The 24802-nt window shown below is 56.6% G+C and carries 27 protein-coding genes; 13 read left to right on the plus strand and 14 right to left on the minus strand.

Annotation, left to right across the window (positions count from 1 at the left end; translation table 11 throughout):
* Positions 1–10: 10 nt before the first annotated feature.
* The 8 genes from uraD to hpxU form a co-directional block, all read right to left on the minus strand.
* Positions 11–505, minus strand: a complete 495-nt coding sequence (gene uraD, locus ACETPC_RS13785; RefSeq protein WP_380182142.1) for a 2-oxo-4-hydroxy-4-carboxy-5-ureidoimidazoline decarboxylase — start codon at positions 503–505, stop codon at positions 11–13.
* Positions 495–1778, minus strand: a complete 1284-nt coding sequence (gene hpxK / locus ACETPC_RS13790; RefSeq protein WP_380182144.1) for an allantoate amidohydrolase — start codon at positions 1776–1778, stop codon at positions 495–497. Before hpxK ends, uraD begins: the two co-directional genes overlap by 11 nt.
* Entirely contained in the window at positions 1778–3016 is a 1239-nt protein-coding gene (locus tag ACETPC_RS13795) for a pyridoxal-phosphate-dependent aminotransferase family protein (protein ID WP_380182146.1), read from the minus strand. Before ACETPC_RS13795 ends, hpxK begins: the two co-directional genes overlap by 1 nt.
* A gap of 29 nt (positions 3017–3045) precedes the next feature.
* The gene (locus tag ACETPC_RS13800) at positions 3046–3783 is read right to left on the minus strand and encodes an amino acid ABC transporter ATP-binding protein (RefSeq protein WP_380182148.1); all 738 of its coding nucleotides are present in this window, start codon (positions 3781–3783) and stop codon (positions 3046–3048) included.
* Positions 3764–4420 (minus strand): amino acid ABC transporter permease, encoded by a 657-nt coding sequence (locus ACETPC_RS13805; protein ID WP_380182150.1) that lies wholly within the window; start codon positions 4418–4420, stop codon positions 3764–3766. Before ACETPC_RS13805 ends, ACETPC_RS13800 begins: the two co-directional genes overlap by 20 nt.
* The gene (locus tag ACETPC_RS13810; protein ID WP_380182151.1) at positions 4417–5079 is read right to left on the minus strand and encodes an amino acid ABC transporter permease; all 663 of its coding nucleotides are present in this window, start codon (positions 5077–5079) and stop codon (positions 4417–4419) included. The genes ACETPC_RS13805 and ACETPC_RS13810 overlap by 4 nt, the downstream gene beginning before the upstream one ends.
* Positions 5080–5088: 9 nt before the next feature.
* Entirely contained in the window at positions 5089–5868 is a 780-nt protein-coding gene (locus ACETPC_RS13815) for a transporter substrate-binding domain-containing protein (RefSeq protein WP_380182153.1), read from the minus strand.
* Between the two features lie 231 nt (positions 5869–6099).
* Entirely contained in the window at positions 6100–6939 is an 840-nt protein-coding gene (hpxU, locus tag ACETPC_RS13820; protein WP_380182154.1) for a MurR/RpiR family transcriptional regulator HpxU, read from the minus strand.
* 168 nt (positions 6940–7107) lie between these two features.
* Between hpxU and ACETPC_RS13825 the strand changes: the two genes are divergently transcribed.
* Genes ACETPC_RS13825 through hpxZ form a run of 4 tightly spaced genes read left to right on the plus strand, consistent with a single transcriptional unit; the run spans position 7108 to position 10669 of the window.
* Complete coding sequence (locus ACETPC_RS13825) at positions 7108–8694, plus strand: gamma-glutamyltransferase family protein (RefSeq protein ID WP_380182234.1); 1587 nt, start codon at positions 7108–7110, stop codon at positions 8692–8694.
* A 12-nt stretch (positions 8695–8706) separates the two neighbouring features.
* Positions 8707–8895 (plus strand): oxalurate catabolism protein HpxX, encoded by a 189-nt coding sequence (gene hpxX, locus ACETPC_RS13830; RefSeq protein ID WP_380182156.1) that lies wholly within the window; start codon positions 8707–8709, stop codon positions 8893–8895.
* Positions 8892–10292: an AtzE family amidohydrolase gene (locus ACETPC_RS13835; protein ID WP_380182157.1), complete on the plus strand. Its 1401-nt coding sequence runs from the start codon at positions 8892–8894 to the stop codon at positions 10290–10292. The genes hpxX and ACETPC_RS13835 overlap by 4 nt, the downstream gene beginning before the upstream one ends.
* Positions 10289–10669 (plus strand): oxalurate catabolism protein HpxZ, encoded by a 381-nt coding sequence (hpxZ, locus tag ACETPC_RS13840; RefSeq protein WP_380182159.1) that lies wholly within the window; start codon positions 10289–10291, stop codon positions 10667–10669. The genes ACETPC_RS13835 and hpxZ overlap by 4 nt, the downstream gene beginning before the upstream one ends.
* A 317-nt stretch (positions 10670–10986) precedes the next feature.
* Here hpxZ and ACETPC_RS13845 read toward each other — a convergent pair whose 3' ends face one another.
* From ACETPC_RS13845 to ACETPC_RS13860, 4 genes are all read right to left on the minus strand, one after another.
* Entirely contained in the window at positions 10987–11340 is a 354-nt protein-coding gene (locus ACETPC_RS13845) for a hypothetical protein (protein ID WP_380182160.1), read from the minus strand.
* 423 nt (positions 11341–11763) lie between these two features.
* Positions 11764–12723, minus strand: a complete 960-nt coding sequence (puuE, locus tag ACETPC_RS13850; protein ID WP_380182162.1) for an allantoinase PuuE — start codon at positions 12721–12723, stop codon at positions 11764–11766.
* 30 nt (positions 12724–12753) lie between these two features.
* Complete coding sequence (gene hpxA / locus ACETPC_RS13855) at positions 12754–13494, minus strand: allantoin racemase (RefSeq protein ID WP_380182164.1); 741 nt, start codon at positions 13492–13494, stop codon at positions 12754–12756.
* Positions 13484–14209, minus strand: a complete 726-nt coding sequence (locus ACETPC_RS13860; protein WP_380182166.1) for a GntR family transcriptional regulator — start codon at positions 14207–14209, stop codon at positions 13484–13486. Before ACETPC_RS13860 ends, hpxA begins: the two co-directional genes overlap by 11 nt.
* Positions 14210–14354: 145 nt before the next feature.
* Between ACETPC_RS13860 and ACETPC_RS13865 the strand changes: the two genes are divergently transcribed.
* Positions 14355–15848, plus strand: a complete 1494-nt coding sequence (locus ACETPC_RS13865; RefSeq protein ID WP_380182168.1) for an NCS1 family nucleobase:cation symporter-1 — start codon at positions 14355–14357, stop codon at positions 15846–15848.
* 73 nt (positions 15849–15921) lie between these two features.
* On the opposite strand, the gene ACETPC_RS13870 is transcribed toward ACETPC_RS13865, so the two are convergent.
* Together ACETPC_RS13870 and ACETPC_RS13875 are read right to left on the minus strand one after the other, a co-directional pair.
* Positions 15922–18354, minus strand: coding sequence for a formate C-acetyltransferase/glycerol dehydratase family glycyl radical enzyme (locus ACETPC_RS13870; RefSeq protein ID WP_380182170.1), 2433 nt, complete (start codon positions 18352–18354; stop codon positions 15922–15924).
* Between the two features lie 4 nt (positions 18355–18358).
* Positions 18359–19258 carry a glycyl-radical enzyme activating protein gene (locus ACETPC_RS13875; protein WP_380182172.1) on the minus strand — a complete coding sequence of 300 codons (900 nt, stop codon included), beginning with the start codon at positions 19256–19258 and terminating at the stop codon, positions 18359–18361.
* A 141-nt stretch (positions 19259–19399) separates the two neighbouring features.
* Here ACETPC_RS13875 and fsa point away from each other — a divergent pair, with 141 nt between their 5' ends.
* The 8 genes from fsa to ACETPC_RS13915 all read left to right on the plus strand — a co-directional run bounded on the left by fsa (position 19400) and on the right by ACETPC_RS13915 (position 24794).
* Positions 19400–20068, plus strand: coding sequence for a fructose-6-phosphate aldolase (gene fsa / locus ACETPC_RS13880; RefSeq protein ID WP_380182174.1), 669 nt, complete (start codon positions 19400–19402; stop codon positions 20066–20068).
* A 242-nt stretch (positions 20069–20310) separates the two neighbouring features.
* Positions 20311–21099, plus strand: coding sequence for a transcriptional regulator (locus ACETPC_RS13885; protein WP_380182176.1), 789 nt, complete (start codon positions 20311–20313; stop codon positions 21097–21099).
* Entirely contained in the window at positions 21096–21614 is a 519-nt protein-coding gene (locus ACETPC_RS13890; RefSeq protein WP_380182178.1) for a FidL-like protein, read from the plus strand. Before ACETPC_RS13885 ends, ACETPC_RS13890 begins: the two co-directional genes overlap by 4 nt.
* Before the next feature lie 390 nt (positions 21615–22004).
* Complete coding sequence (locus ACETPC_RS13895; RefSeq protein ID WP_001540796.1) at positions 22005–22283, plus strand: BMC domain-containing protein; 279 nt, start codon at positions 22005–22007, stop codon at positions 22281–22283.
* A 16-nt stretch (positions 22284–22299) separates the two neighbouring features.
* Entirely contained in the window at positions 22300–22584 is a 285-nt protein-coding gene (locus ACETPC_RS13900; protein WP_380182180.1) for a BMC domain-containing protein, read from the plus strand.
* 12 nt (positions 22585–22596) lie between these two features.
* On the plus strand, positions 22597–22875 hold the full coding sequence (locus tag ACETPC_RS13905; protein ID WP_380182182.1) for a BMC domain-containing protein: 279 nt from the start codon (positions 22597–22599) through the stop codon (positions 22873–22875).
* Positions 22876–22927: 52 nt separating this feature from the next.
* Positions 22928–24511, plus strand: coding sequence for an acetaldehyde dehydrogenase (acetylating) (locus ACETPC_RS13910; protein WP_380182184.1), 1584 nt, complete (start codon positions 22928–22930; stop codon positions 24509–24511).
* 25 nt (positions 24512–24536) lie between these two features.
* A complete protein-coding gene (locus ACETPC_RS13915; protein ID WP_380182186.1) occupies positions 24537–24794 on the plus strand; it encodes a EutN/CcmL family microcompartment protein in 258 nt (85 codons plus the stop codon).
* Positions 24795–24802: the final 8 nt, after the last annotated feature.

Genomic DNA, 24802 nt, shown 5'->3' on the forward strand with positions numbered 1-24802 from the left:
AGCGCTCCTGTTACTGAAAAGTGTCCCGCAAACGCAGCAGCGTGATTTCTCGTAGCTGATCCAGCGCTTCCCGCTGCTCACTTTGCGGATCGTTGCCCAGCCGCCGATGCAGCTCGGCCAGCATCTCTTCACCACTTCGCCCTTTGGCGCGAATCAAAAACACCCGACCAAAGCGCTGTTCATAAGTGGCGTTGCCTGAGCGTAGCGCCTGTTTCAGTTCGCTGTCGGCTTGCTGCACGCTGCCCTGTTCATTTCTGGAAAGCGAAGCCTCTTTGTCGTCGCCTCTGGCCTTCTCGCCGATACGTGGATGAGCTGACAGCGCTTTATCCAGCGCCAGGCCATCCCAACCGCGCGCCAGCCTGTCGCCGGTTTGCAGCAGCGACTCCAGCGAAGCGAACGGGCGCGCGGCGACCAGCGCCTCGATCCAGCTTTCCAGCGCTACGCAGTGCGCCAGCCGTTTTTTCGCTTCGGGGACTGAAAGCTGATTAAACTCTTCAGGCGACATGCTCTTCTCCTGCGGTATGCCACAACAACGCCACGTCACTTACCGCTTTTGTCCACGCACGCACCGCTTTTGCCACATCTTCTGTCTTTACTGACTCCGCCGGATGATGGCTGATGCCACGATCGCAGCGCACAAAGAGCATGCCGACCGGCCAGCGTTCCGCTATGGCGATGGCGTCATGGCCCGCGCCGCTGGGCAGCGACAGCGAGCGTCCCTGAACCTGAGTTACGGCTTCGCTCAGCACCTTCTGAAGTTTTTCATCGCAGCGCGTGGCCGGGATCTGGTAATACTCTTCGGCGCTAAAGCTCAGACCGCGCCGCAGCGCTATTGCCTCCGCCTGGGTCAGCAGCTCTGAGAGCAGTTCAGCCAGCGCCCGATCTTCCGGCCCGCGTATATCCAGACTTAGCATGACTTCGCCGGGAATAACATTAACCGCACCTGGCTGGCACTGTAGCGTGCCGACAGTAGCTACCAGCTGCGGGCCATGCTTTGGCGCGGCCTGTTCAATAAAGACCATCCATTCCGCCGCTGCGGCCAGCGCGTCTTTGCGATGCGTCATCGGCACCGTGCCCGCGTGGCCCGCTTCGCCGATAAAACGGCAATTCAGGCGGCGCGCGCCGTTAATCGCCGTTACCACGCCCAGCGCCAAATCCTCCTGTTCCAGGCATGGCCCCTGTTCAATATGTAACTCCAGATAGGCGACGATATCGCTTACCTCGCGCGCCGCCTGGCCAATTTCCTGTGCGTCCAGTCCGGCATCGGCCATTGCCTGCGCCACGGTGATGCTGTTGCCGTCTGGATGGCTGACCCAGCTTTCCGGCCAGCTGCCTGTCAGGCCACGGCTGCCGAGCAGCGTGATACCAAAACGGGTGCCTTCTTCATCACCAAAGCCGACGATTTCGATAGCCAACGGCAGCCGCTGGTTACGCTGGTGCAGCGCCTGTACGGCTTCAATGGCGGTCAGCACGCCGAGCATGCCATCATAGCGCCCTGCATTGCGCACGGTATCCAGATGCGAGCCAAGCAGCAGCGCGGGCGCACCTGGCTGCTGCCCTTCATAGCGCCCGCAGATATTGCCGACGCTGTCCTGCCAGACGCGCATACCGGCAGCCGTCATCCATTCGCCGACCAGCCTGTTGGCCTGAAGGTGTTCAGGCGACAGGTAAACACGGGTCAGTGCATCCGGCGTTTCGCTGATTTCCGCCAGGCTATCGCAGCGTGCCATGATCCTTGTCGCCGCGCGTTCCGCCTCTGCGAGGCTGACCGGCTGCATCAGCGGCTCCCGGCGGCGTAATGATCCCAGGCCGCCTGCATCGCTGCTCCCTGCGGCGTTTTGTAGCCCAGATAGGTCAGTACTGACTCCAGCGCGCTTAGCGTCTGCATCACACAATCTTTACGGGCGTTGTAGCCCATAGTACCGATGCGCCAGACCTTGCCGTGCAGCGGGCCGAAAGAGGTGCCGATTTCAATACCGAAATCTTCCAGCATTAGCTTGCGGACCTGGTCGCCGTTAACAGCCTGCGGAATGATTACGCCCAGCACGTTGTTCATCTTGTGTTTCAGATCGCCGAAGGTTTCCAGCCCCATTCCCTGGATACCCTTCAGCAATGCATCGCCATGCAGCTTATGGCGGGCGATGCCGCTATCCAGCCCTTCCTGCATAATCAGCCGCGCGCATTCCCGAGCGCCGAACAGCGCGGTGGTTGCTTCGGTATGATGGTTCAGTCGCTCCGGCCCCCAATAATCCATGATCATGCCCAGATCAAAATAGTTGGAATAGATCATCTCCTCATCGCCATCCTGATGCGCAGCGGTGCGGATCCCTTCCTCAACGCATTTGCGCTTGCGGATCGCGGCCTCCATTTCCGGGCTAAGCGTGATCGGCGAAGTGCCGGACGGGCCACCAAGACATTTCTGCATCCCGGCGGAAACCGCATCCAGTCCCCAGGCATCAGTTTCCAGCGCGTTGCCTGCCAGCGAGGCCGTGGCATCGGTATAGAACAATACACCGTACTTTTTGCAGATGCCGCCAAGCTCCGCCAGCGGTTGTAGCATGGTGGTGGAAGTATCGCCCTGAACGGTCAGCAGCAGACGCGGACGCACGCTTTTGATTGCATCTTCAATCTGGTCCGGCGTAAACACTTCTCCCCAGGGCGCTTCAATGGTGTGAACCTCGGCGCGGCAGCGGCGGGCGATTTCACACAACAGATGGCCGAAACGGCCAAATACCGGCACCAGCACTTTATCGCCGGGACGGATCGCTGACAGCAGGATCGCTTCGATCCCGGCGCGGGAAGTGCCGTCGATCAGCAGCGTCCAGCGGTTCTGCGTGCGAAATACGCCGCGATAAAGCGCCATCACTTCGTTCATGTAATGCGTCATTGCCGGATCGTATTGACCGAGCAGTTGGCTGGACATAGCACGCAGCACGCGAGGATCGGCGTTGATCGGACCTGGCCCCATCAGCAGGCGCTGCGGCGGATTAAGTTGTGGATAGCGGGTTACGTCCATTTTCTTTCCTTCTCTTGTCGATCCGGCGCTCAGCTCAGGCCGCGCACCGATGAGATAAACTGTTTCAGCTCCGGCGTTTGCGGATTGGCGAACAGGCTTTTGCTGTCGCCCTCTTCCCGCACGCGGCCCTGATGCATAAACACCACGCGGTCGCCGACCTCGCGGGCAAAATTCATTTCGTGCGTGACCAGAATTAGCGTCATGCCTTCGCTCGCCAGCTGCTCCAGTACTTTTAAAACTTCGCCTACCAGCTCCGGATCCAGCGCCGAGGTGATTTCATCGCACAGCAGGACTTTCGGCTTCATCGCCAGCGCCCGCGCGATCGCCACGCGCTGCTGCTGGCCGCCGGAAAGGTTCGACGGGTAGTAGTCCATGCGTTCGCCCAGCCCCACTTTCTCCAGCATTTGCTCCGCCAGCGCCCGGCACTCGGCTTCGCTTTTTTTCAGCACGCGCCTGGGCGCCAGCATCACGTTCTCCAGCGCCGTCATATGCGGAAACAGATTGAAGTTCTGGAAGACCATGCCGACGGAACGGCTGATTTCACGCGCCTGCGAATCGCGATCGGTAATGGTCATGCCGCCCAGCTTGATGCTACCCTCCTGATAGCCTTCCAGCCCGTTAATGCAGCGCAGCAGCGTACTTTTACCTGAGCCGCTGCGGCCAATAATTGAGATGACCTCGCCCATTTCGACGTCCAGATCCACGCCTTTCAACACGTGGTTGTCGCCGTAATATTTCTGTACCTGATTAATGGTGATGAGCGGCATTGAATTTTTTCTCCAGGTACTGGCTGTAGCGCGACAGCGGATAGCAGATCAGGAAGTAGCCCAGCGCCACCAGCGCAAACACTTTAAAGGGTTGATAAGTAACGTTGTTCAGGATGGTGCCCGCTTTAGTCAGCTCGACGAAGCCGATAATGGAAGCCAGCGCGGTGCCTTTCACCACCTGTACAGCAAAGCCTACGGTCGGCGCGATACCAATGCGCAGCGCCTGTGGCAGCACCACGCGATATAAGGTTTGCCCGAAGCTCAGCCCCAGGCAGCGCGAAGCCTCCCACTGCCCTTTCGGCAGCGCCTGAATGCTGCCGAACCAGATGTCGATCAGAAAGGCGCTGCTGTAGAGCGTCAGCGCCAGCGAAGCCGCTGTCCAGGGCGAAACGTCTACGCCAAACAGCGCCACGCCGAAGAAAGCCAGAAACAGCTGCATCAGCAGCGGCGTGCCCTGAAACAGTTCGATATAGGCGCTGATTAACCGGTTGGGCCAGCGACGACGGGTCAGGCGCACCATTACCATTGGCGTCGCCACCAGCGTGCCGCCGACGAAAGCGGTCAGCGACAGCAGCAGCGTCCAGCGCGCCGCCAGCAGCAGATTGCGTAAAATATCCCAGTCGGTAAAAGTGTTCATTGGGCTCCTAACCATTTGCGTCCGGCCATCAGTAATAGCTGGCGCATCGTAATCGACAGCGCCAGATAGACCAGCGTGGTGGCCAGATAAACTTCAAAGCTTAAAAAAGTACGCGACTGAATAAGGTTGGCGGCGAAGGTCAGCTCTTCATAAGAGACCTGCGAAACCACCGACGAGCCCAGCATCACGATAATGCACTGGCTGACCAGTGCGGGATAAATACGCTTCAGCGCAGGCGGCAGCACTACGCGCAAAAAGGTTTGCGAGCGGGTCAGGCCAAGCACGCGGCCCGCTTCCCACTGCCCTTTTGGCGTGACCTGGATCCCGGCGCGGATGATTTCTGTGCTGTAGGCACCAAGGTTGATCAGCATCGCCAGCAGCGCCGCTTCGCCTGCGGTTAGCTTCAGGCCCAGGTTAGGCAGGCCAAAAACAATAAAGAAAAGCTGCACCACAAAGGGCGTGTTGCGGATCAGCTCCACATAACAGCCCCACAGGCGGCTGAGCACCGAAGGCCGCCCGCTACGCAAGGCTGCGCCAAAAATACCCAGCGCCACGCCGCCAATAGTCGCCATCACGGTTAGCTGGATAGTGACCCACAGCCCGGCCAGCAGCTGCGGCCAGTAAGGCAGCAGCGCGGAAAAGTCGAGTTGCTCCGTCATAATGCCGCCTTACGCGCTGAAATCGGCCGGCAACGGCGCTTTCAGCCACTGCTGCGACAGCCCGTCCAGCGTCTTATCTTTCACTGCCTGGTCGATCAGCGCGTCCACCTTCGCTTTTAGCGTCGGCTCATTTTTCCGCATGCCGATAAAGCACGGTGAATCCTTCAGCATAAATTTCGCTACCGGCGCTTTATCGGCGTTCTGGCGGGCGATCGCCGCTACCACCAGGTTGCCGGTTGCCACATATTGCACCTGCCCCGAGAGATAAGCGGAAAGCGTGGTGTTGTTGTCCTCATAGCGTTTCAGCTGCGCATCTTTTGGCGCAGCATCGCTCAGCACCATGTCTTCTACTGCGCCGCGGGTGACGCCGATTGATTTGCCGCTCAGCGCCGCCGCATCTTTTAGCGCCGCGTCTTTCGGCCCAAATACGCCCAGGAAAAAAGGCGCATAGGCGCGGCTGAAAGCGATAACTTTTTCGCGTTCAGGATTTTTGCCGAGGCTGGAGATCACCAAATCTACCTTGTCGGTTTGCAGATAAGGCACGCGATTGGCGCTGGTCACCGGCACCAGCTGCAACTTAAGTTTCAGCTGTTTCGCCAGGTATTTGGCCATATCAATATCGTAACCCTGCGGTTGCAGATCGGTGCCTACAGAACCAAAGGGCGGAAAATCCTGGGGTACGGCCACGCGCAGTACGCCGCGCTTTTCAATATCCTGTAGCTGATCCGCTTTTACGGCATGCGTAAAAATCAGGGCTGCGCTGGCTAACATCAGTAATGCTTTTTTCATTTTTTTCTTCCCCGGTCAACACAAGATGAAACGAAAGATTCCTGAAAAAAGCATTTGCAACTAATGTGCCAGCCGCAAAAAAAACCGTATCCCTGGCAAAATAAGAAAAAAAAACCCTTAAAACCAGACAATAAGAAGAGATAGAAAAGATGGGGTAGCGGGCCGGAAAGCGTTTTTAATCTGGCTTCGCCGCTGCCCTGAAATAAAGCAAAGCACCAAAATGGTGCCCTGTCAGCGTTGTTCCAGCTCGTCCAGCTGGCTATAGAGATCGGCAATATGATGGATGCGCTGGCGTCCTTTGCTCAGCAGCTCATGCAGCAGCGCGTTGGTCAGTAAATTAATCAGGCTGTTGGCGCAGGCGTAGCTATCGAAAGCGGACACGCTGTCCAGTGGTGCGCAAAGCCGCCAGCGTGCCAGCGCCAGAATCGCCTGCGCCTGGGGCTCGCAGATCACCAGCGTGGGAATGCCGCTTTGCTGAAGCTGTTGTAACAACGGCTTGATAATGCGCGGCCGGCGGCGAAAGGCGATAGTGACTACGATGTCGTCCGGCGTCATATCCGGCAGCTCTTCCGCCAGCGTTTGTCCCGGCTGCGGCACGATCATTACCTCGCCGCGTGCCTGGAGCAACTGCTGGCGAAAGTGCAGCGCTACCGGCCAGGAGTTGCGCATGCCGACGATATAAACACGCCTGCTGGTCGCCAACTTCTGCACCACCTCGCTGAACTGGGCCGCATCCAGCTGATTAACCCACTGCGTCAGGTTCGCCATCTCCTGCTTGTAATGGCGCGCCAGTAAAGTATTGCCCTGTACCGCATCGCGGTTATCCGCCAGCGGCATGCCGCTCTGACGCAGAACACGCAGTTCATCGCGCATATCGCGGTATTTTTCGTAGCCCAGTCGCTTAAACAGGCGGCTGACGGTAGCTTTGGATACGCCGCTGAGGCGCGCCAGCTCAGCGCTGTTATAGCTAATCAAATCGTCGAAATGATCGAAGATAAAATCCGCCGCCCGCTGTTCCTGCGGCGACAGCTGCGGATAGTGGCTTTTCAGACGTTCATCAAGCTGCTTCATAACCTGAGCTCTGGTAACTTTAGTTTCAGGGACTATACAAATAGCGTGCCTGCCAAACAAATTTTTCCTGCTGTGTCCTGCACGCTTTTAACGCTTAACCGGCTGAGCCTGCCAAAGTGGAACGGCTCTTGCTTGACTCAACTATTCATGACCCACAGTGAGATCCTGATGATTCAGAGCAATATCGCACCGCTCGGCATGGCCGTGACACCTCACCATCTTGCCAGCGAAAGCGCGCTGGCCGTCCTGCGGGAAGGTGGCAACGCTATCGAGGCTATGGTTGCGGCGGCCGCTACTATCGCCGTGGTTTATCCGCATATGAACGGCCTTGGCGGCGATGGCTTCTGGCTAATCGTGCCGCCACAGGGCGAGCCGGTAGCTATTGACGCCAGCGGCGCTGCGGGTTCGCTGGCCGACTTTGCTTTTTACGAGGGCGCGGCTGCTATCCCTCACCGCGGGCCGAAAGCGGCACTGACCGTGGCGGGAACGGTTAGCGGCTGGGCAGAAGCGCTGGCCGTGGCGAAAGAGTCCGACAGCGCCGTTATGCCGCTTTCGCGACTGCTGGCCGACGCTATCCGCTATGCAGCGGACGGCATTCCCGTAACGCAGTCGCAGGCAGCCGCTACCGCCAGTAAATATCATGAGCTGGCAATGCAGCCCGGTTTTGCCGCTACCTTTCTGCCGGACGGCGAAGTGCCGCGCGCAGGTAGCCGCTTTACCCAGCCGGAACTCGCCGCCACGCTGGGTATGCTGACGGAAGAAGGCCTGGAAAGCTTCTATCGCGGCTCGCTGGCGAACAAGCTGGCCAGCGAAATGTCCGCGCTGGGTATGCCGATTACGCTGGAAGATCTTAATAATCAGCGGGCAAAACGCCGCAAACCTTTAAGCCTCCGCCATGAATATGGCGAAGTTTTCAACATGACGCCGCCGACCCAGGGCCTGGTGTCGCTGGCGATCCTCGGCATTACCGACCGTTTGCAGATGGCGCAAGCGGACGAGGCGCAGACCATCCATCGTATCGTGGAAGCGACCAAGCTGGCTTTCGGGCTGCGCGATCGCTATATCACCGATCCGCTGCATATGCGCGACGAGATGCAGGCGCTGCTCGATTCCGATCGGCTGGCAACACTGGCAAGCGAAATCAGTGACCACCACGCTGCGCCCTGGGGCACCGGCAAAGGGCCTGGCGATACGGTATGGATGGGCGTAATGGACAGCAGCGGCCTGGCCGTCTCTTTTATTCAAAGCATCTATCACGAATTTGGCAGCGGCGTGGTGATCCCCGGCACCGGCATCACCTGGCAGAATCGCGGCGCGGCCTTTAGCCTGGATCCGGCGCATCTGCTGGCTTTAGCGCCGGGCAAGCAGCCTTTTCATACGCTCAATCCCGCCGCCGCGCGGCTGAACGATGGCCGCACTATGGTCTACGGCTCTATGGGCGGTGATGGACAGCCGCAAACCCAGGCGGCCATTTTTACCCGTCATGTGGTGCAAAACATGCCGCTGCAGCAGTGCGTCAGCGCGCCGCGCTGGCTACTCGGACGAACCTGGGGCCAGACCTCCGATTCTCTGAAGCTGGAAGGCCGCTTTTCGCCCGAAACCTTTACCCGCTTGCGCGAGCTGGGGCATGAGGTTGAGGCTCTGCCTGATTTCAGCGAGGCGGTCGGCCACGCGGGCGCTATCGTCCGCCACACCAACGGTATGCTGGAAGGCGCCTGCGATCCCCGCAGCAACGGCAGCGCTGCCGGTTTTTAACAGGAGAAAAAAATGAAAGAAACCGCAATCGACTGGGCGGCTTATCTCGCACTTATGGAGCAGGCGCTGGGCCTGACGCTGGATGATCAGCGCCGCGGCGAGCTGCTGACGCAGTTTTCCCGCATCGCCGATATGGCCGAACCGCTGATGGCTTTTCCTCTGGACGACCGGCAGGAAGTCGCGGGGGTATATAAATTATGACGCTCAGCGCCTTGTCTATTGCTGAACTCCAGGCCGCCCTGCTTAAAGGCGAGCTGAGCGCCCGTGAGATTGCGCAGCAGACCCTCAATAAGATCGAGCAAACCAACCCGCAGATCAATGCCTGGACCAGCGTTACCCGGGATCGCATGCTGAGCGAGGCCGATCGTCTGGATCGGCTGCGCCGGGAAGATCGGCCTCTGCCTGCGCTGGCGGCGGTGCCTTATGCCGTGAAAAATCTTTTTGATGTTGCCGGGCATACTACGCTGGCAGGCGCCAGCCTGTTCAGCGATCGGCAGGCAGCCAGGGAAGACAGTTGGGCGGTGCGCAAACTAAGCGAAGCGGGCGCGCTGCTTTCCGGCATGCTGAATATGGATGCCTATGCCTATGGTTTTACCACCGAAAACAGCCATTACGGCGCTACCCGTAACCCTCATGATTTGCAGCGCATCGCTGGCGGATCTTCTGGCGGATCGGCGGCGGCGGTTGCTTCCGGGCTGGTGCATTTCTCGCTGGGGACGGACACCAACGGTTCCATCCGCGTGCCCGCCTCGCTGTGCGGCATTTTTGGTCTGAAGCCAACCTTTGGCCGTCTGTCGCGCAGCGGCAGCCAGCCCTTTGTCGCCAGTCTGGATCACATTGGCCCGTTTGCCCGAACCACCGAAGATCTGGCGTTGGTATACGATGCGCTACAGGGCCGCGATCCGCAGGATGGTTTTCAGGCGGAAAAAGCCGTGCAGCCTGCGCATTGCCTGTTGCAACAGGGAGCCAAAGGCCTGCGCTGTGGCGTGCTGGGCGGTTATTTTCAAACCTGGTGCGATGATAAAGCGCGCGCGGCGGTAGCTGTGGCAGCAAAAGCGCTGAACGCGCAGGAAGAGGTTCTGATGCCGGAGGCCGCGCTGGCCCGTACCGCCGCGTTTATCCTTACCGCAGCTGAAGGCGGCAACGCTTATCTGCCCGCCCTGCGTACGCAGCCGGAACGTTTTGAACCGCTGTCACGCGAGCGCCTGCTGGCTGGCGCGATGACGCCTTCGGCCTGGTACGTGCAGGCACAGCGCTTTCGCCACTATTTTCGCGAGCAGGTGCTGCCGCTGTTCACACACTTTGACGTGCTGATTGCGCCTGCCACGCCTGCCAGCGCCACGCCCATTGGGCAGGAAACGATGCGCATTAACGACAGCGATCTCCCTATTCGCGCCAGTATGGGCATGCTGACGCAGCCTGTCTCTTTCCTTGGCCTGCCGGTAACAACCGTGCCGCTACAAACGCCGGACGGCATGCCGATCGGCCTGCAGCTTATTGCCGCCCCCTTCAGAGAAGAAGCCTGCTTGCGCGCAGCCTGGACGCTGGAAAAAATGGGCATCGCCAAAGCCCCGGTCGCAGGAGCTTTTGCCGTATGAAAAACCAAATCAATACGCCAGCGGTACTGGCGGAAGTGACCGCCGCCTTTTACCGCTATGAGCAGGCGCTGACCGGCAACGATACCGCCGTGCTCGACGAGCTTTTCTGGCACGATGAGCGCACCGTGCGGCTGGGCGCCGGAGAAAATCTTTACGGTATTGAGGCCATTCGCGCTTTTCGTGCCGCACGACCTGCAAAAGGACTGGATCGCCAGCTGCGCAATACGGTTATCACCACGTTTGGCGATGACTGCGCGGTATGCAGTACCGAATTTACGCGTGAAGGCACGGATAAAATCGGCCGCCAGCAGCAGACCTGGATAAAGCTGCCCGAAGGCTGGCGAATTGTCGCCGCTCAGGTCAGCCTGATGAGCTAAGGAAAAGGGCTGCTGGTGCGCGTCCGCTCTGCTTATCAAAGCGGACGCCGCGCCCCGCCGGGTTTATAGTTGAGCCTGTGCCCCTATAAAAGAGCTCTTGCTGAACGACAGATAAAAACAGCGCCCCGGTCAATAAGCGCCCACGTTTTACCCGCCACGCTTACATTTTTTTTCTGCTTGTTACTGCATTCAATAACAGGATGAGCTTAGCTAGTGGCTTTAAAAATAAACCAGCATCAATATTAACGCGCCTGAAAAACCCTAAAAATGCTTTCTGTATCAGACCTTATTTTTGACTTGCTATTTTCAGCAGACCATTAAAACCAGTGAAAACCTTTAGCTATAATACCGGCCAGCCCAAGCGCCACAAATATAATCGCGCTAAAAAGCAGGCGAAAATCCGTTTTGGCTTCTTTTCTCAGGGTCGTGGTTTCTTTTACAAAACCTTGCCTCAGGCTGGTAGTCTCACACGTAAGATCTTTACGTATCTCACGCAGATCAACCTTGATTTTATGGATATCTTTTTTCACGTTATCGACATCTGATTCCAGTCTTGCCACTCTGAACCCAAACATAGCGCCTCCGTCAATGCTACTGTTCCTGATAACCCCATCGGAACAGGGATAGCTTTTACTGCTCTTTTTTTGCTTTGCTTTTAGCCTCCTGCCCATTTCCCAGCCCTCCTTATGCCTCTGCTGTTTTGCTAAAATTTGAAGCTCCGACGGTAAATTTACGCCACAGCCCCGTTTATCCTTACCCTTTATCTTTAAACAACAACGCCGCTTCTTTTTACCACATTATTTTTTTCATCGTGGTAGCCAGCTTCCGCCCACTATAATGCTCTACTTTACTACGTCAATACCGCTCATCTCTGACATTGGCCCTTTATTACAAACCGGAATCCGGCTCATAAAAATAATGAAACGGCATGTAACACAGCCGCTTTTAGCCGCACCAGCGTAAAAAAAACTTCCATAGAGGCATTATAAATTTGTTGGCAAAGTTTATTTAATTACGGATACTTTGTTATTACAAAAGTTAAAAGATGGCCGGATTTCGCGGGCCATCTTAAAAAACAGGCGCTAAACCGGCTTTTACTCTTGCGGTGCCGGGTGTGTGTTGATCCAGTGTTCGGCAATCTGCTGCCGCGTGCAGATCCAGACTCTGTCGTGCTGCTGGATATAGTCCAGGAAACGTTGCAGCGCCCGGAAACGGCCCGGCCGCCCCAGCAGACGGCAGTGCATGCCGATGGAAAGCATCTTCGGCGAGGTTTCACCTTCTTCATACAGCACATCGAAGCTGTCTTTCAGATAGGTATAAAATTGCTCCGCCGTATTAAAGCCCTGTGGCGTGGCAAAACGCATATCGTTGGTCTCTAGTGTATAGGGAATAATCAGATGCGGCTTCACCGTGCCGTCCTGACAGGTCACTTTAGTCCAGAACGGCAAATCGTCACCGTAATAGTCGCTGTCATAGGTAAATCCCCCCTGTTCCACTACCAGCCTGCGCGTATTTGGGCTGTCGCGTCCTGTATACCAGCCGGTCGGCGCCTTGCCGAAAAGTTCGGTCAGTGTCTCTACTGCCTGCTGCATATGCTGACGTTCGTTTTTTGCGTCCATTGCCTGATAGTGGATCCAACGCCAGCCATGACTGACCACATCATAGTCGGCGTTTTTAATCGCCTCGACGATTTCCGGATGACGCGCCAGCGCCATTGCCACGCCAAAGACGCTCAGCGGCAGGCCGCGTTTTTGAAATTCATGATGAATACGCCAGAAACCGGCGCGTGAGCCATATTCGTACAGTGACTCCATCGACATATGCCGTTCAGGATAGCTGGCCGCGCCGATAATATCCGATAAGAACTGTTCGGAACCGGCATCACCATGTAGCACGCTGTTTTCCGCGCCTTCTTCATAGTTCAGAACAAACTGCACGGCGATACGCGCATTATCTGGCCAGGCCGCATGCGGCGGTTTGCCAGCATAGCCGATCAGATCGCGGGGATAATTTTTATTGAAGCTATACTCTTTTTTTTCATCAGCATCGGTCATGATCGCAGTCCTGTTCCAGAGCAAGTTAACTTAGTTTAGGCGCTTAAAGTGACCCGACAGGGTTTTTCGCACCGGATAGTCCAGATCGCCCTGCTTGCTGGTCGAGAGCCCCAGCGCCACCAGCGATTCGACCATCTTTACCGCTGCGCCTACGCCGTCAATCACCGGCATCCCCAGCTCCTGCGTCAGTTCGCGCGCCAGCATAGCCATGCCGCCGCAGCCCAGGACAATGGCGCCGCTGCCGTCCTCTTTTTTCGCCCTGATGCAGCGCTCGCGCACTTTTTCCTGCGCCAGCCCAGTGCCGTCTTCCAGCGCCAGCACCGGCAGATCGATAGCATGCAGCGCGGCGCAATGATGTTCAAAACCGTACTGCTGCAACAGATGACGCGCGATAATCACCGTTCTTGGCAAAGTTGTCACCACAGAAAAGCGAGTCGCGACCATGGTGGCCATATGCATTGCCGCTTCGGCGATACCAATCACCGGGCCAGTGGCCAGTTCGCGTGCGGCCAGCAGCCCCGGATCGCCAAAGCAGGCGATAACATGCCCGCATACGCCCTGTTCGCGTCCGGCCTTGACCTGTTCAAGTACGCCAATAGCGGCAACCGCTTCGTCAAAGTGGCCTTCGATTGACGGCACGCCTTCCGCCGGGCAAACCGCCAAAATTTCTATGCCTGGCGAAGCCACAGCACGCGCCGCCTCGCCAATAGTTTCCGTCATCGCCAGGCTGGTATTGGGGTTGATTACCTGAATAAGCTGGCTAACCGACATTTCTTTCTCCAAAACCGGCAAACAGGCTGGCAAAGTCCGGCAGCGTCTCGCCGCCGCTCTCAAAGTGCAGGCTCGCCGCTATATGCGCAAAATGTTGCCGCATAGCTTCAGTAAGCGAAACCAGATTCTTTTGGCTTAACAGCTCGACCAAATGCCCATGATCGTCGCAGCGGCAGCCCTGCTGCCAGGGCCTGCCCCAGGCAGCAATAACCAGCGAAGAGCGTTGAGTCAGCCGGGTGACCAGTTCAGTCAGCACCTGATTGCCGGAGATGGCCTGTAGCTGGATATGAAAAGCGGCGGAAAGCCGGATCGCCGCCGGGCCGTCGCGCTCTTCATGCGCCTGCTGCTCCTGGCCAATCAGCTTTTTCAGCGCAGCCAGGTGCGTAGACTGACAGCGCGACAGCACTGCGGGCAGATTGGCGCATTCAAGCAATTCGCGAGTGCGAAAGATATCCTGCGACTCCTCCACGGAAGGCTTCGCCACCTGTGCACCACGTTTGGGCGTTAAAACAACCATCTGCACCGCCGCAAGGCGCGTCAACACTTTACGAATGCCGGTACGGCTGACGCCGAAGACTTCCGAGAGCGCTTCTTCCGGCAGTTTACTACCCGGCGGCAGCTGGCGTTCTACCATCGCTTTCATCAGCGCCTGATAGATAAGTTCATCTTTATCATTCAGGCCGCAAGCCGTTTTCAGGCCGGTTTCACTTTTCATTTCCTGGTCCATTCAGGTTTATCTTGCTGCAAATCGTACACATTATTTCTTCGCATTGTATACATGAATTCAGTTTCTGGCCTGGATCCTGCAATACCTCCGGTAACTCGTTTGATCGTCAGTTAATTGTTGAGGAGCAGGTTTCATGCCAAAGAGTCTAAATATTTCTCCGGCGTCAGCAGAACAGGCTCGCGCCAGCTATAGTCCGCGGTTATGCAATGAAGATCTGGCTCCGACACGCGAGCAGAACTGGAGCTGGTACAACATTTTCTCTTTCTGGATGTCGGACGTGCACAGTATGGGCGGTTATGTCGTGGCGGCCAGCTTCTTTACGCTTGGGCTGGCCAGCTGGCAGGTGCTGATTTGCCTGCTGGCGGGAATTTGCATTGTGCAGCTTTTCGCTAATCTGGTGGCTAAGCCCAGCCAGATGACAGGCGTCCCTTACGCCGTTGTCTGCCGTCAGGCTTTTGGCGTGTTCGGCGCCAATATCCCGGCCGTGATCCGTGGCCTGATCGCTTTCGCCTGGTATGGCATCCAGACTTATCTGGCCGCGAACGCGCTGATGCTGGTGTCCTTAAAGTTCTGGCCTGCGCTGGCGCCCATGACGCAGGTTTCCTGGCTCGGCCTGTCGCAGCTTGGCTGGATCTGCTTTGGTTTTATGTGGCTGGCTCAGGCGCTGGTGTTCTGGCACGGCATGAACGCTATCAAGCGTTTTATCGATGTAGCTGGCCCGGCGGTCTATGTAGTGATGGTTGCGCTGGCGGGATGGATTGTATACAAGACCGGCTTCGATGGTATTTCCTTTACGCTTTCCACTAAGCAGCTAAGCGGCAGCCAGCAGCTCTGGCAGATGATTACCGCCACGGCGCTGGTCGTGTCCTATTTTTCCGGCCCGCTGCTTAATTTTGGCGATTTCGCCCGCTACGGCAAAAGCATGCAGGCTATTCGCCGCGGCAATCGCTGGGGTTTACCGTTTAACTTTCTGCTTTTTTCTGTGGTAACTGTGGTGATCGTCTCCGGCACGCAGTCGCTGTTTGGCCATATGATTACCGACCCTATTGAAACGGTCAGCCGCGTAGGCAGCGATTTAGCGGTAGCGGTAGGTTTGCTGACCATGATCACCGCCACTATCGGTATTAATATAGTTGCCAACTTCGTTTCGCCCGCTTTTGATTTTTCTAACTGTTCGCCGCAGAAAATCAGCTTTCGGGCTGGCGGGATGATTGCCGCAGTGGGCTCAGTGCTGCTGACGCCGTGGAATCTGTTTCAGTCGCCGGAGCTGATCCACTATACGCTGGATGTGCTGGGCGCCTTTATCGGCCCCTTGTTCGGCATTCTGCTGTGCGATTTCTATCTGATTAAGCGCGGACAAATTTCCACGGACGATCTCTTTAACGCCACGCCGCAGGGGAAATACTGGTATCGCGGCGGCTTTAACCCTAAAGCGATCGCCGCGCTGCTGCCTTCGGTACTCATCGGGCTGATAATAAGTTTTACGCCTTCGCTGCGCGAGGTAGCTAACTTCAGCTGGTTTATTGGCGTCGCGCTGGCGGCAGGCTGCTACCGCTGGATGGCGCGTGAGGAGTACGTAAGCGCAGCGCCGGGCTATGCGGGCCGCGTGGCGATACAGAAAAGGTAAAAATCCTGTTTCCACAGTGAGTGTACCAATACAAAAGGCCGGCTCCGCCTGACGGAACCGGCCTTTCGGGACGTTACAGCATATGTTCAGTACGGGCGATAATATCGTCCTGCGCATCCGGCGAAAGCGCGGTAAAGAACGCGGAATAACCGGCGACACGCACCACTAAATCACGCCAGGCCTCCGGTTTTGCTTTAGCGGCAAGCAGCGTTTCACGCGAGACAATATTGTACTGAATATGCCAGCCTTTATGCTCTTCAAAAAAGGTTCGCAGCAGCATCATCAGCTTTTGCCGATCGCCCGGATTATCCAGCGTGGCGGGATTGAGCTTTTGATTCAGCAGCACGCCGCCCAGAATCGCTTCGGTGGGCAGCTTGCTGACTGAGCTGATAACCGCCGTCGGCCCCAGGCGATCGGTTCCCGAAGCCGGGCTGGCGCCTTCCGCCAGCGGCGTACCGGCTCTGCGTCCGTCCGGCATCGCCATAGTCTGCGCGCCAAAAGGCACGTTAGCTGAAATAGAAGAGGTACCCGCATAGTAACGGCCGCCGATGGGCCCACGGCCAAAGCGTGGATTCACGTAATTTTGCAGCTCGTTAATATAGGTCTGGTAAGCGCGCGTCAGTAGCTCATCCACATAGTCGTCATCGTTGCCATATTTTGGCGTGCCGTTCACCAGCCTCTGGCGTAACTGCTCGCCGTTCAGGCCGTCAAAATTGGTCGCCAGCGCCTCTGCCAGCGCCTGCTGCGCGACAGCGCCCTGTTCAAAAACCAATTTTTTTACCGCTGCCAGACTGTTGCCCAGATTGGCGATACCGACCTGTAAGCCAGAGACCCAGTCATACTTAGCGCCGCCCTGCTTGATGCTCTTCGCCCGCTCAATGCAGCTATCCACCAGCGCCGAGCAGAGAATATCGTGCGCGTTTTCTTCCAGCACCGTATCCACTACATATTCGATTTCTATCGATTTGCGCGTGTAGTAACGGATCTGCCTGTCCCAGGCTGATATGACTTCGTCAAAACTGGCGAAATTACCTGTCGAAAGTGCTTTTTCCTGCGGCAAAAATGTTTGGCCACTGGTGGCGTCCCGCCCGCCTTCCAACGACGCCAGCATCACGCGCGCGAAATTGATAAAGCTCATACCGGTGCAGCGATAGCCCCATTTACCGCCAACGGCGGTTTCAATACAGCCAATGGCGGCGTACTGGTAAGCATCTTCCGGCTCAATACCCAGCTTACTAAATGCCGGAATAACGATCTCATCGTTATTAAACGCCGGCATGCCGAAACCGCAGCGGATTACCTGCACACACGCATCCAGAAAGTCGTCGCTGATGCCAGCATGATAGCGCACGCTAAGGTTAGGCTGAGTCGAGCGCAGACGGCCGCAGGATTCAAGAATGACGTAAGAGAGCGGGTTAACGGCATCCTGTGCTTTGCCCGCAATCAGGTTCTGGCCGCCGATGGTGACGTTCTGGTAAAGCGGACTGCCCGCAGAGGCTTTAGAGTGCGAGCCGGAACGAATTTTATTGATCTCCAGCAGCTTGAGCCAGCAGCTTTGCAGCAGCTCAATCGCCTGTTCGCGGCTAATGTGCTGCTGCAACTCCACATCGCGGCGATACCACGGATAAAGATATTGATCCATACGGCCAAATGAAACCGAATGCCCGTTGGATTCAATTTGCAGAATCAGCTGAATAAAGTAGCAAAGCTGCAGCGCCTGCCAGAAGGTTTCCGGCGGCCGATGGGCGATGACTTCGCAGTTTTCCGCGATAGCCAGCAGCTCCTTCCGGCGTTCGGCTCTGTTTTCGCTTTCCGCCATTGCGCGGGCCAGGCTGGCGTAACGGCTGATATGCTCGCTGACGGCCTGTAAAACAATAGCAATAGCTTTCAAAAATTGTTCGCCGTGCAGGTCTTCCAGCCGGGTCAAATCGATTTCAGCCCGGCGCATCGCTACCTTTTCCAGCAGGCCATCCAGGCCTTTTTCCAGCAGCAGCGGGAAATTTACCGCCAGATGCGCATCACCGGAAGTCATATTGCCTTCTGCTTTAATAATGCCGGTTGCCAGCAACGCTTTTTGCTCATCGGTAAACATGCCGTAGCAGCGATCCTGCACGGTTTGGCCGCGCCACCACGGGCAAATCTCATGTAAAACGAGTTTATCTTCTTCCGTTACCGTGAAACCCGCGCCCGGACGATCCGCAAGATCGTCGATCTCTTTTTCGATCCACGAAACGGTATATTCAGGAAAGATCGGCGCGGCTCGTACTTTGCTCGCCTGATTGCCCACGATCAGCTCATCGTGCCGGATCCAGATAGTACGTTCCGCAAGATGATGGGCCAGCGCCAGCGCGCGGCGCACCGGCACTGGTTTATCCTGCTGTTCCTGGTAAATTTTGCTGTAGTGTCGCGCCCGTTCAGTACAAATGGGCGGCTTAGCAATATGAATCAAAGCTTCTTTGTGTTTGCGGATACGATCGTTCAGGGTATCAAGATTAAGTACGGTCATCGCTTTATCCTCTTAACAGGGTCTTAAGGCCTCGCCGCTCTGCGTAGGTTCGCGCAAAATCGATAACTTTTTCACAGGTCAGCGGCTTATCCGGCGCAAGATAAGGTTGGTCAAGTAAGGCATATTTGCTTCTGCCCAGCGTGTGATAGGGAAGTATGTGGATCTCGCTGACCTGCAGCTCACCAGCCGCGAAATCAACAATCTGTTGCAGGGATTGCCGATCCGCATTGAAGCCTAGGATCAGCGGTACGCGAATAATCATCGGCTTGTTGGCTGCCGCGACTTTACGCAAATTAGTCAGCACGCGTTTTGCCGAGCCTTTGGTCCAGGCCTGAAATTTCACTTCATCGGTATGCTTCAGATCGGCCAGAAAGAGATCGCTATAAGGCAGGCTGGGCGCAATAGCGTGCCATGGCACATGCAGGCAGGTTTCTACCGCCGTATGGATGCCCTCCTGATGACTGGCGCGCAGCAGCGCTTCCGCCAGTCGGGGCTGCATAAAAGGTTCGCCGCCCGATAAGGTCATGCCGCCCGCGCTACGCTCGTAAAAGGGTTTATCGCGCCTGACCACCGCCATGATTTCCGCTGCGCTTTTCTCTTCTCCGCAGATTGTCAGCGCCTGCGTCGGGCAACAGTTTTCCAGCGCCGCTAAATCCTGCGGCTGTAGCTTTTCACGGAAAATGTCCATCTGTTCATGCTGTCGGGTAATAGCCTGCGGAGCGGCCTGCTGACAAAGTTCGCAGTCCTGTAAACAGAGCCGCGCGTCAAACAGCACTTCCTGACGCCGCGAATAGCTCTCCGGGTTCTGACACCAGCGGCACCGTAGCGAGCAGCCTTTTAAAAAGACGACGGTACGGATGCCTGGCCCGTCATGCGTAGAGTAACGCTGGATATTAAAAATCATCGCCTGCCCCTCAATGCTTACGTACGAAAATTAAATAACTTTCGAAAGAAAGTAATATTGACCCTGAGCAATAAAAAAAACCGCAGGCGGGATAATCTTTGTAAATCTGGTTTCAGCTCACAAAAGAGTTAAGGAGTTGGTATGGAACTTTATCTTGATACCTCCGACGTAGAGGCAGTAAAGCGCCTGGCTCGCGTCCTGCCGCTGGCAGGCGTAACGACCAATCCGGCTATTGTCGCCGGCGGAAAAAAGCCGCTGGCGACACTGTTGCCTGAACTGCAGGAAGCGCTGAACGGCGAGGGAAAACTCTTTGCGCAGGTTATTGCTTCACGGGCAGAGGAGATGGTGAAAGAAGCGCTGCAGCTGCGCGCAATCATTCCCGATTTGGTGGTGAAGATCCCGGTTACGGCAGAAGGTTTGGCGGCGCTTAAACTGCTTAAAAAAGAAGGCGTGCCGACGCTGGGTACGGCCGTGTATGGCGCGGCGCAGGGCTTGTTTTCGGCGCTGGCTGGCGCAGAGTATATTGCGCCTTACGTTAACCGTATTGATGCTCAGGGCGGCAGCGGGATCCAGACGGTAAAAGATCTTCAGCAGTTGCTGAGGCTGCACGCGCCCTCATCCGTGGTGCTGGCCGCCAGCTTTAAAACGCCGCGCCAGGCGCTGGATTGTATGCTGGCTGGCTGCGGTGCTATTACCTTGCCGCTGGATGTCGCCGGGCAGATTTTTTCTGCGCCTGCGGTAGCCGCCGCCGTAGAGCAGTTTGAGCAGCAGTGGATCGGCGCTTTTGGCCGCGCAACCTTAATGGAGTAAGATTTTCCTTACGCCGATAGCCGGGAACCACGCTTTTGACCGCTCCCGGCAGCGGTAAATTGTGAGCCTGGACGCATTACTGGCATTCCCTTTCGCCGTCTCCCTTTCTCCTTGATAGCGATCATATTCCCTGCTCCGTTGCTCGGTATGATGCGGCCTATGTAAGCCTGACATTTTGCCGGAGGCCAGCGTCAATGGTGGTTTGTCCCGGCCAGCGACGCTTTTGCACGGACGAGACTTTAATGCGCTACTCCCTTAACGCCAGCCTTATTTACAACGCGACGGACGGCACGTTAACGCTACCGGGCAGCAACGAGCCGGACAGCCAGCTCTCGATCACCGCCAGCGCGCTGCTCTATTTTTTCCTTTGCAACCGGGGCGTGGTTTGTCGCGAAGAGATCCTGAAAAAAGTCTGGGATGACAACGGGCTGACCTCCTCCAACAGCAATCTCAATCAATATCTGAGCATGCTGCGCAAAACCTTCCGCCATTACCAGATCGACAACATCATCCTTACCATTTCGCGCGGCCACCTACAGCTAAACCCGGCTATTGCTATTGAAGCGCTGGATGATCCGCCCGGAACAGAACCGCCGCCGAGGCAGGAAATCAGCGCTCCGCCAGCGGCAGAGCATCAGCCACAGTCGCTTCGCCCCTGTCCCGTCTGCTGGTATATGGCCAGCGCCTTTCTGTTTCTGCTGGCGCTGCTACTGCTATTTTTCAGCTTTGCGGGCAGCGGCGATGCCCCTTCCGTTGCCCTGACCCGCACAGAGTATGGCCAGTGCGTGCTGCTGGAAAGCGAAGATATGCTGCGTTCCGGCCCTGTCGCCGCCAGAGGTAAAAACTTTACCAACGTGCGCCAGCGGCTGAAGCTTGACTGCAAACCTGGCGAGCGTTTTGTCTTTTTTTATGGCGAAAAGCTGCAGCCCGACAATCTTGGACGCGTTTTTCTTGCCCACTGCGCCGCGAATAAAGACGATCCCTTCAGCTATTGCGCCAGCTATTTTTACTATGCCTGGAAGGCAACATGAGACTCGCGCCGCGTAAAGTCTTTGCCCTTTCCGGGCTGGTATTGCTTGGCGCCGTCGGACTCTGCGTCTGGCGACTGCTTCCCCAGCAGCATACCGGCGTGATGCGCTGCAGCGCTAAAGCGATTATGCGCTTCGAAAATATGGAAAACGAAAATATCAACGGCAGTGTCCATTTTAACTTTGCCGCAGACGGCAAGGGGTCACTGGTGGTGGAAGGCTATACGGATTCCGCTGCTGGCTGGCTCTATCTGCAGCGCTACGTTAACTTTACCTGGAAGAGCAAGCGTATTTCAGCCAGCGAGCGTCATTACTCTATCGATAAATGGCAGGCCAGCGCCTCTTCTATCGACGAATCGCCGGATATTCTCTTCGACTACTTTATGCGGGAAATGTCCGACAGCCATGACGGCCTGTTTCTCAATGCCCGCAAGCTGAACGACCGCGCCCTGCTGCTCAGCTCCATCAACTCTCCGCTCTATATCTGCTCGCTGCAGTTCGGCAGCGAATTCAATTAGGCTTCCTCAGCTTTGCCCTTGTCTAAAACCGCACTTTTTGCCCTTAGCCTTCCACGGAAAAGTCGACCGGCGCCACAGTTAACGGTGGGCTTTGCCTCCCTCTTTTAGCAATTAATAAACACAAAAATAACATCATCCCGCTATCGTCCGGAAAGGCTAAATCACGCTTTATGCTTGTCTTATCACTCGCTAATAAAAAGCACAAATAACTTATTACAGCGCTAATAAAAGCTAAATAGCAGAACAAAAATCTAAAAATAAGGTGAATTTAATTTTAAATTCCTCACAAGCATTCTTCCCCTATAGTGGCCCGGAACGCTGCTGTCCGCATATTGACGCCGTTGTGCGGGCAGCCTTTCTACTCGAAAAACTGTTCCGGGAGGAAAATACATGGGTGACGCATTAGGACTAATCGAAACCAAAGGCCTGGTGGCCTGCATTGAAGCGGCGGACGCGATGTGTAAAGCCGCCAATGTCGAGCTGATCGGCTATGAAAACGTCGGCTCCGGTCTGGTGACCGCCATGGTGAAAGGCGATGTCGGCGCGGTGAAAGCAGCGGTGGATTCCGGCGTGGAATCGGCGCAGCGCATTGGCGAAGTAGTGACCTCGCTGGTGATTGCCCGTCCGCATAACGACATCAACAAAATCGTCATAAAACACAAGGCCTGAGGCCAGGAGAACGCAAATGGGTGACGCATTAGGTTTGATTGAAACCAAAGGCCTGGTGGCCTGTATTGGCGCAGCGGATGCAATGTGCAAAGCCGCCAACGTCGAGCTGATCGGCTATGAAAATGTCGGCTCCGGTCTGGTGACTGCCATGGTGAAAGGTGATGTTGGCGCGGTGAAGGCAGCGGTAGATTCCGGCGTGGAAGCCGCCCAGCGCATTGGCGAAGTAGTGACTTCACTGGTTATCGCCCGCCCGCATGGCGACATCAACAAAATTGTCGCGCAGTACAAAGTGGCGGAGTAAGGGGAAAGCACGATGAAAGAAGCGCTTGGTTTAATTGAAACCAAAGGCCTGGCGGCCTGTATTGAGGCGGCGGACGCGATGTGTAAAGCCGCCAACGTCGAGCTGATCGGCTATGAAAACGTCGGCTCCGGTCTGGTGACCGCCATGGTGAAAGGCGATGTCGGCGCGGTAAAAGCGGCGGTGGATTCCGGCGTTGAGGCGGCGAAACGCGTTGGCGAAGTAGTCACCAGCCGCGTTATCGCGCGGCCGCACAACGATATCGAAAAAATCGCTGCAAAGCATCGGGCATAACCTGACAGGACGCGGCTTCCGCCCCTTTTTAAGCCTGATTAAGGATTGATTCATGACAGAACTGGATAACGACCTCCGCTCACGCCAGCATGCGCGAGAACTGGCGCGTAATGCTAAAAAGGCCCAGGCCACGCTGGCCACTTTTTCACAGCAGCAAATCGACGCCATCGTTAAGAATGTGGCTCACGAAGCAGCTCACCACGCGGAAGCGCTGGCAAAAATGGCCGCCGAAGAGACGGGATTCGGCAACTGGCAGGACAAAGTGTTAAAGAATCGCTTTGCCTCGCTGCGCGTCTACGGCACCATTAAAGAAGTGAAAACCGTCGGTATCATCCATGAAGATACGGCGCAAAAGGTCATGGACGTGGCCGTGCCTCTGGGCGTGATTTGCGCGCTGGTGCCCTCGACGAACCCAACCTCAACCATCTTTTACAAAACGCTGATCGCGCTGAAGGCCGGTAACGCCATTATCTTTTCGCCGCATCCGGGCGCCCGCGAGTGCAGCTGGAAAGCGATTGATATCGTGCGGCGCGCCGCAGAGGCCGCAGGCGCTCCGGCGGGCTGCGTCAGCGGCGTCACCGAGCTGACGCTGGAAGCCACCTCTGAGCTGATGCACTGCAAAGAGGTTTCGCTGATTCTGGCGACCGGTGGCGAAGGCATGGTGCGCGCAGCCTACGCTTCCGGCACGCCGACCATCAGCGGCGGACCTGGCAATGGCCCGGCATTTATCGAACGCAGCGCCGATATCCGGCAGGCGGTAAGCGATATTATCACCAGCAAAACCTTCGATAACGGGGTGATTTGCGCTTCCGAACAGTCAATTATCGTCGAACGAGCTATTTACGATGAGACGCTCCGCGAGCTGAAAGCACAGGGTGCCTGGCTGATGAGCGCAGGCGAAGCGGACAGCATAGCGGCCCTGCTGCTGCGGCCTGGCGGCACTATCAATCCCAAAACGGTGGGCAAGACCGCCGCCGATCTGAGCCGGATGGCCGGTTTCAGCGTGCCGGCAGGCACCAAAGTGTTGATTGCCGAACAGACCGAGGTTTCCCGTCATAACCCCTACTCTCGCGAAAAGCTGTGTCCGGTGCTCGGCCTCTACGTGGAGCAGGACTGGCAAAGCGCCTGCCGTCGCGTAGTAGAGCTACTGACCAATGAAGGCCTGGGGCATACGCTGGTTATTCATACCCGCAACCAGGAAGTTATCCGGCAGTTCAGCCTGGAAAAACCTGTTAATCGTATTCTGATCAATACCCCGGCCGCGCTGGGCGGCATTGGCGCGACAACCAATCTTGCGCCCGCGCTGACGCTTGGCTGCGGCGCTGTCGGCGGCGGTTCCAGCTCTGACAATGTCGGGCCGATGAACCTGCTTAATATCCGCAAAGTAGGCTACGGCGTGCGCTCTATTGAAGAGTTGCGCTCGCCTTCCGCCAGCCATGCGGAACCGCAGCCAGCCCCTATGGTTCCGGCGAACGATTCGCGCCAAAGCATCCTTGAGGATACGCGTTTTCGCTCTCTTGCCGCCAACAATGGCCCAACGGCAGACGATCGGTTTAGCGCCGCAGCCCCGGAAGAGATTGGCGAGCAAAACGTAGAGCGTCTGATTCGCCAGGCGCTGGCGCGCCTGAACGATTAACGCACGGCTATGAGGCGATAAAACCATGATTCTCGCAAAGGTAACCGGTTATGTGGTCGCCACGCAAAAATGCGATGAGCTGCGCGGCAGCAATCTGCTGCTGATCGCCCGGCTGGATGATAACCAACAGCCGATGAAGGACAAGAGCTGGGTCGCCGTTGACCATGTTGGCGCGGGCTTACATGACATTGTGCTGGCGGAAGAGTATTTCGCATTAAACAGCGAACGTTATCGGGCTATGTCGGTGGTGGCCATTGTCGAGAACGTTTTTCGGGATCGCTGAGGAGAAAA

The organism is Pantoea sp. sgz302252, from assembly GCF_042610525.1.
Classification (GTDB): Bacteria; Pseudomonadota; Gammaproteobacteria; order Enterobacterales; family Enterobacteriaceae; genus Erwinia.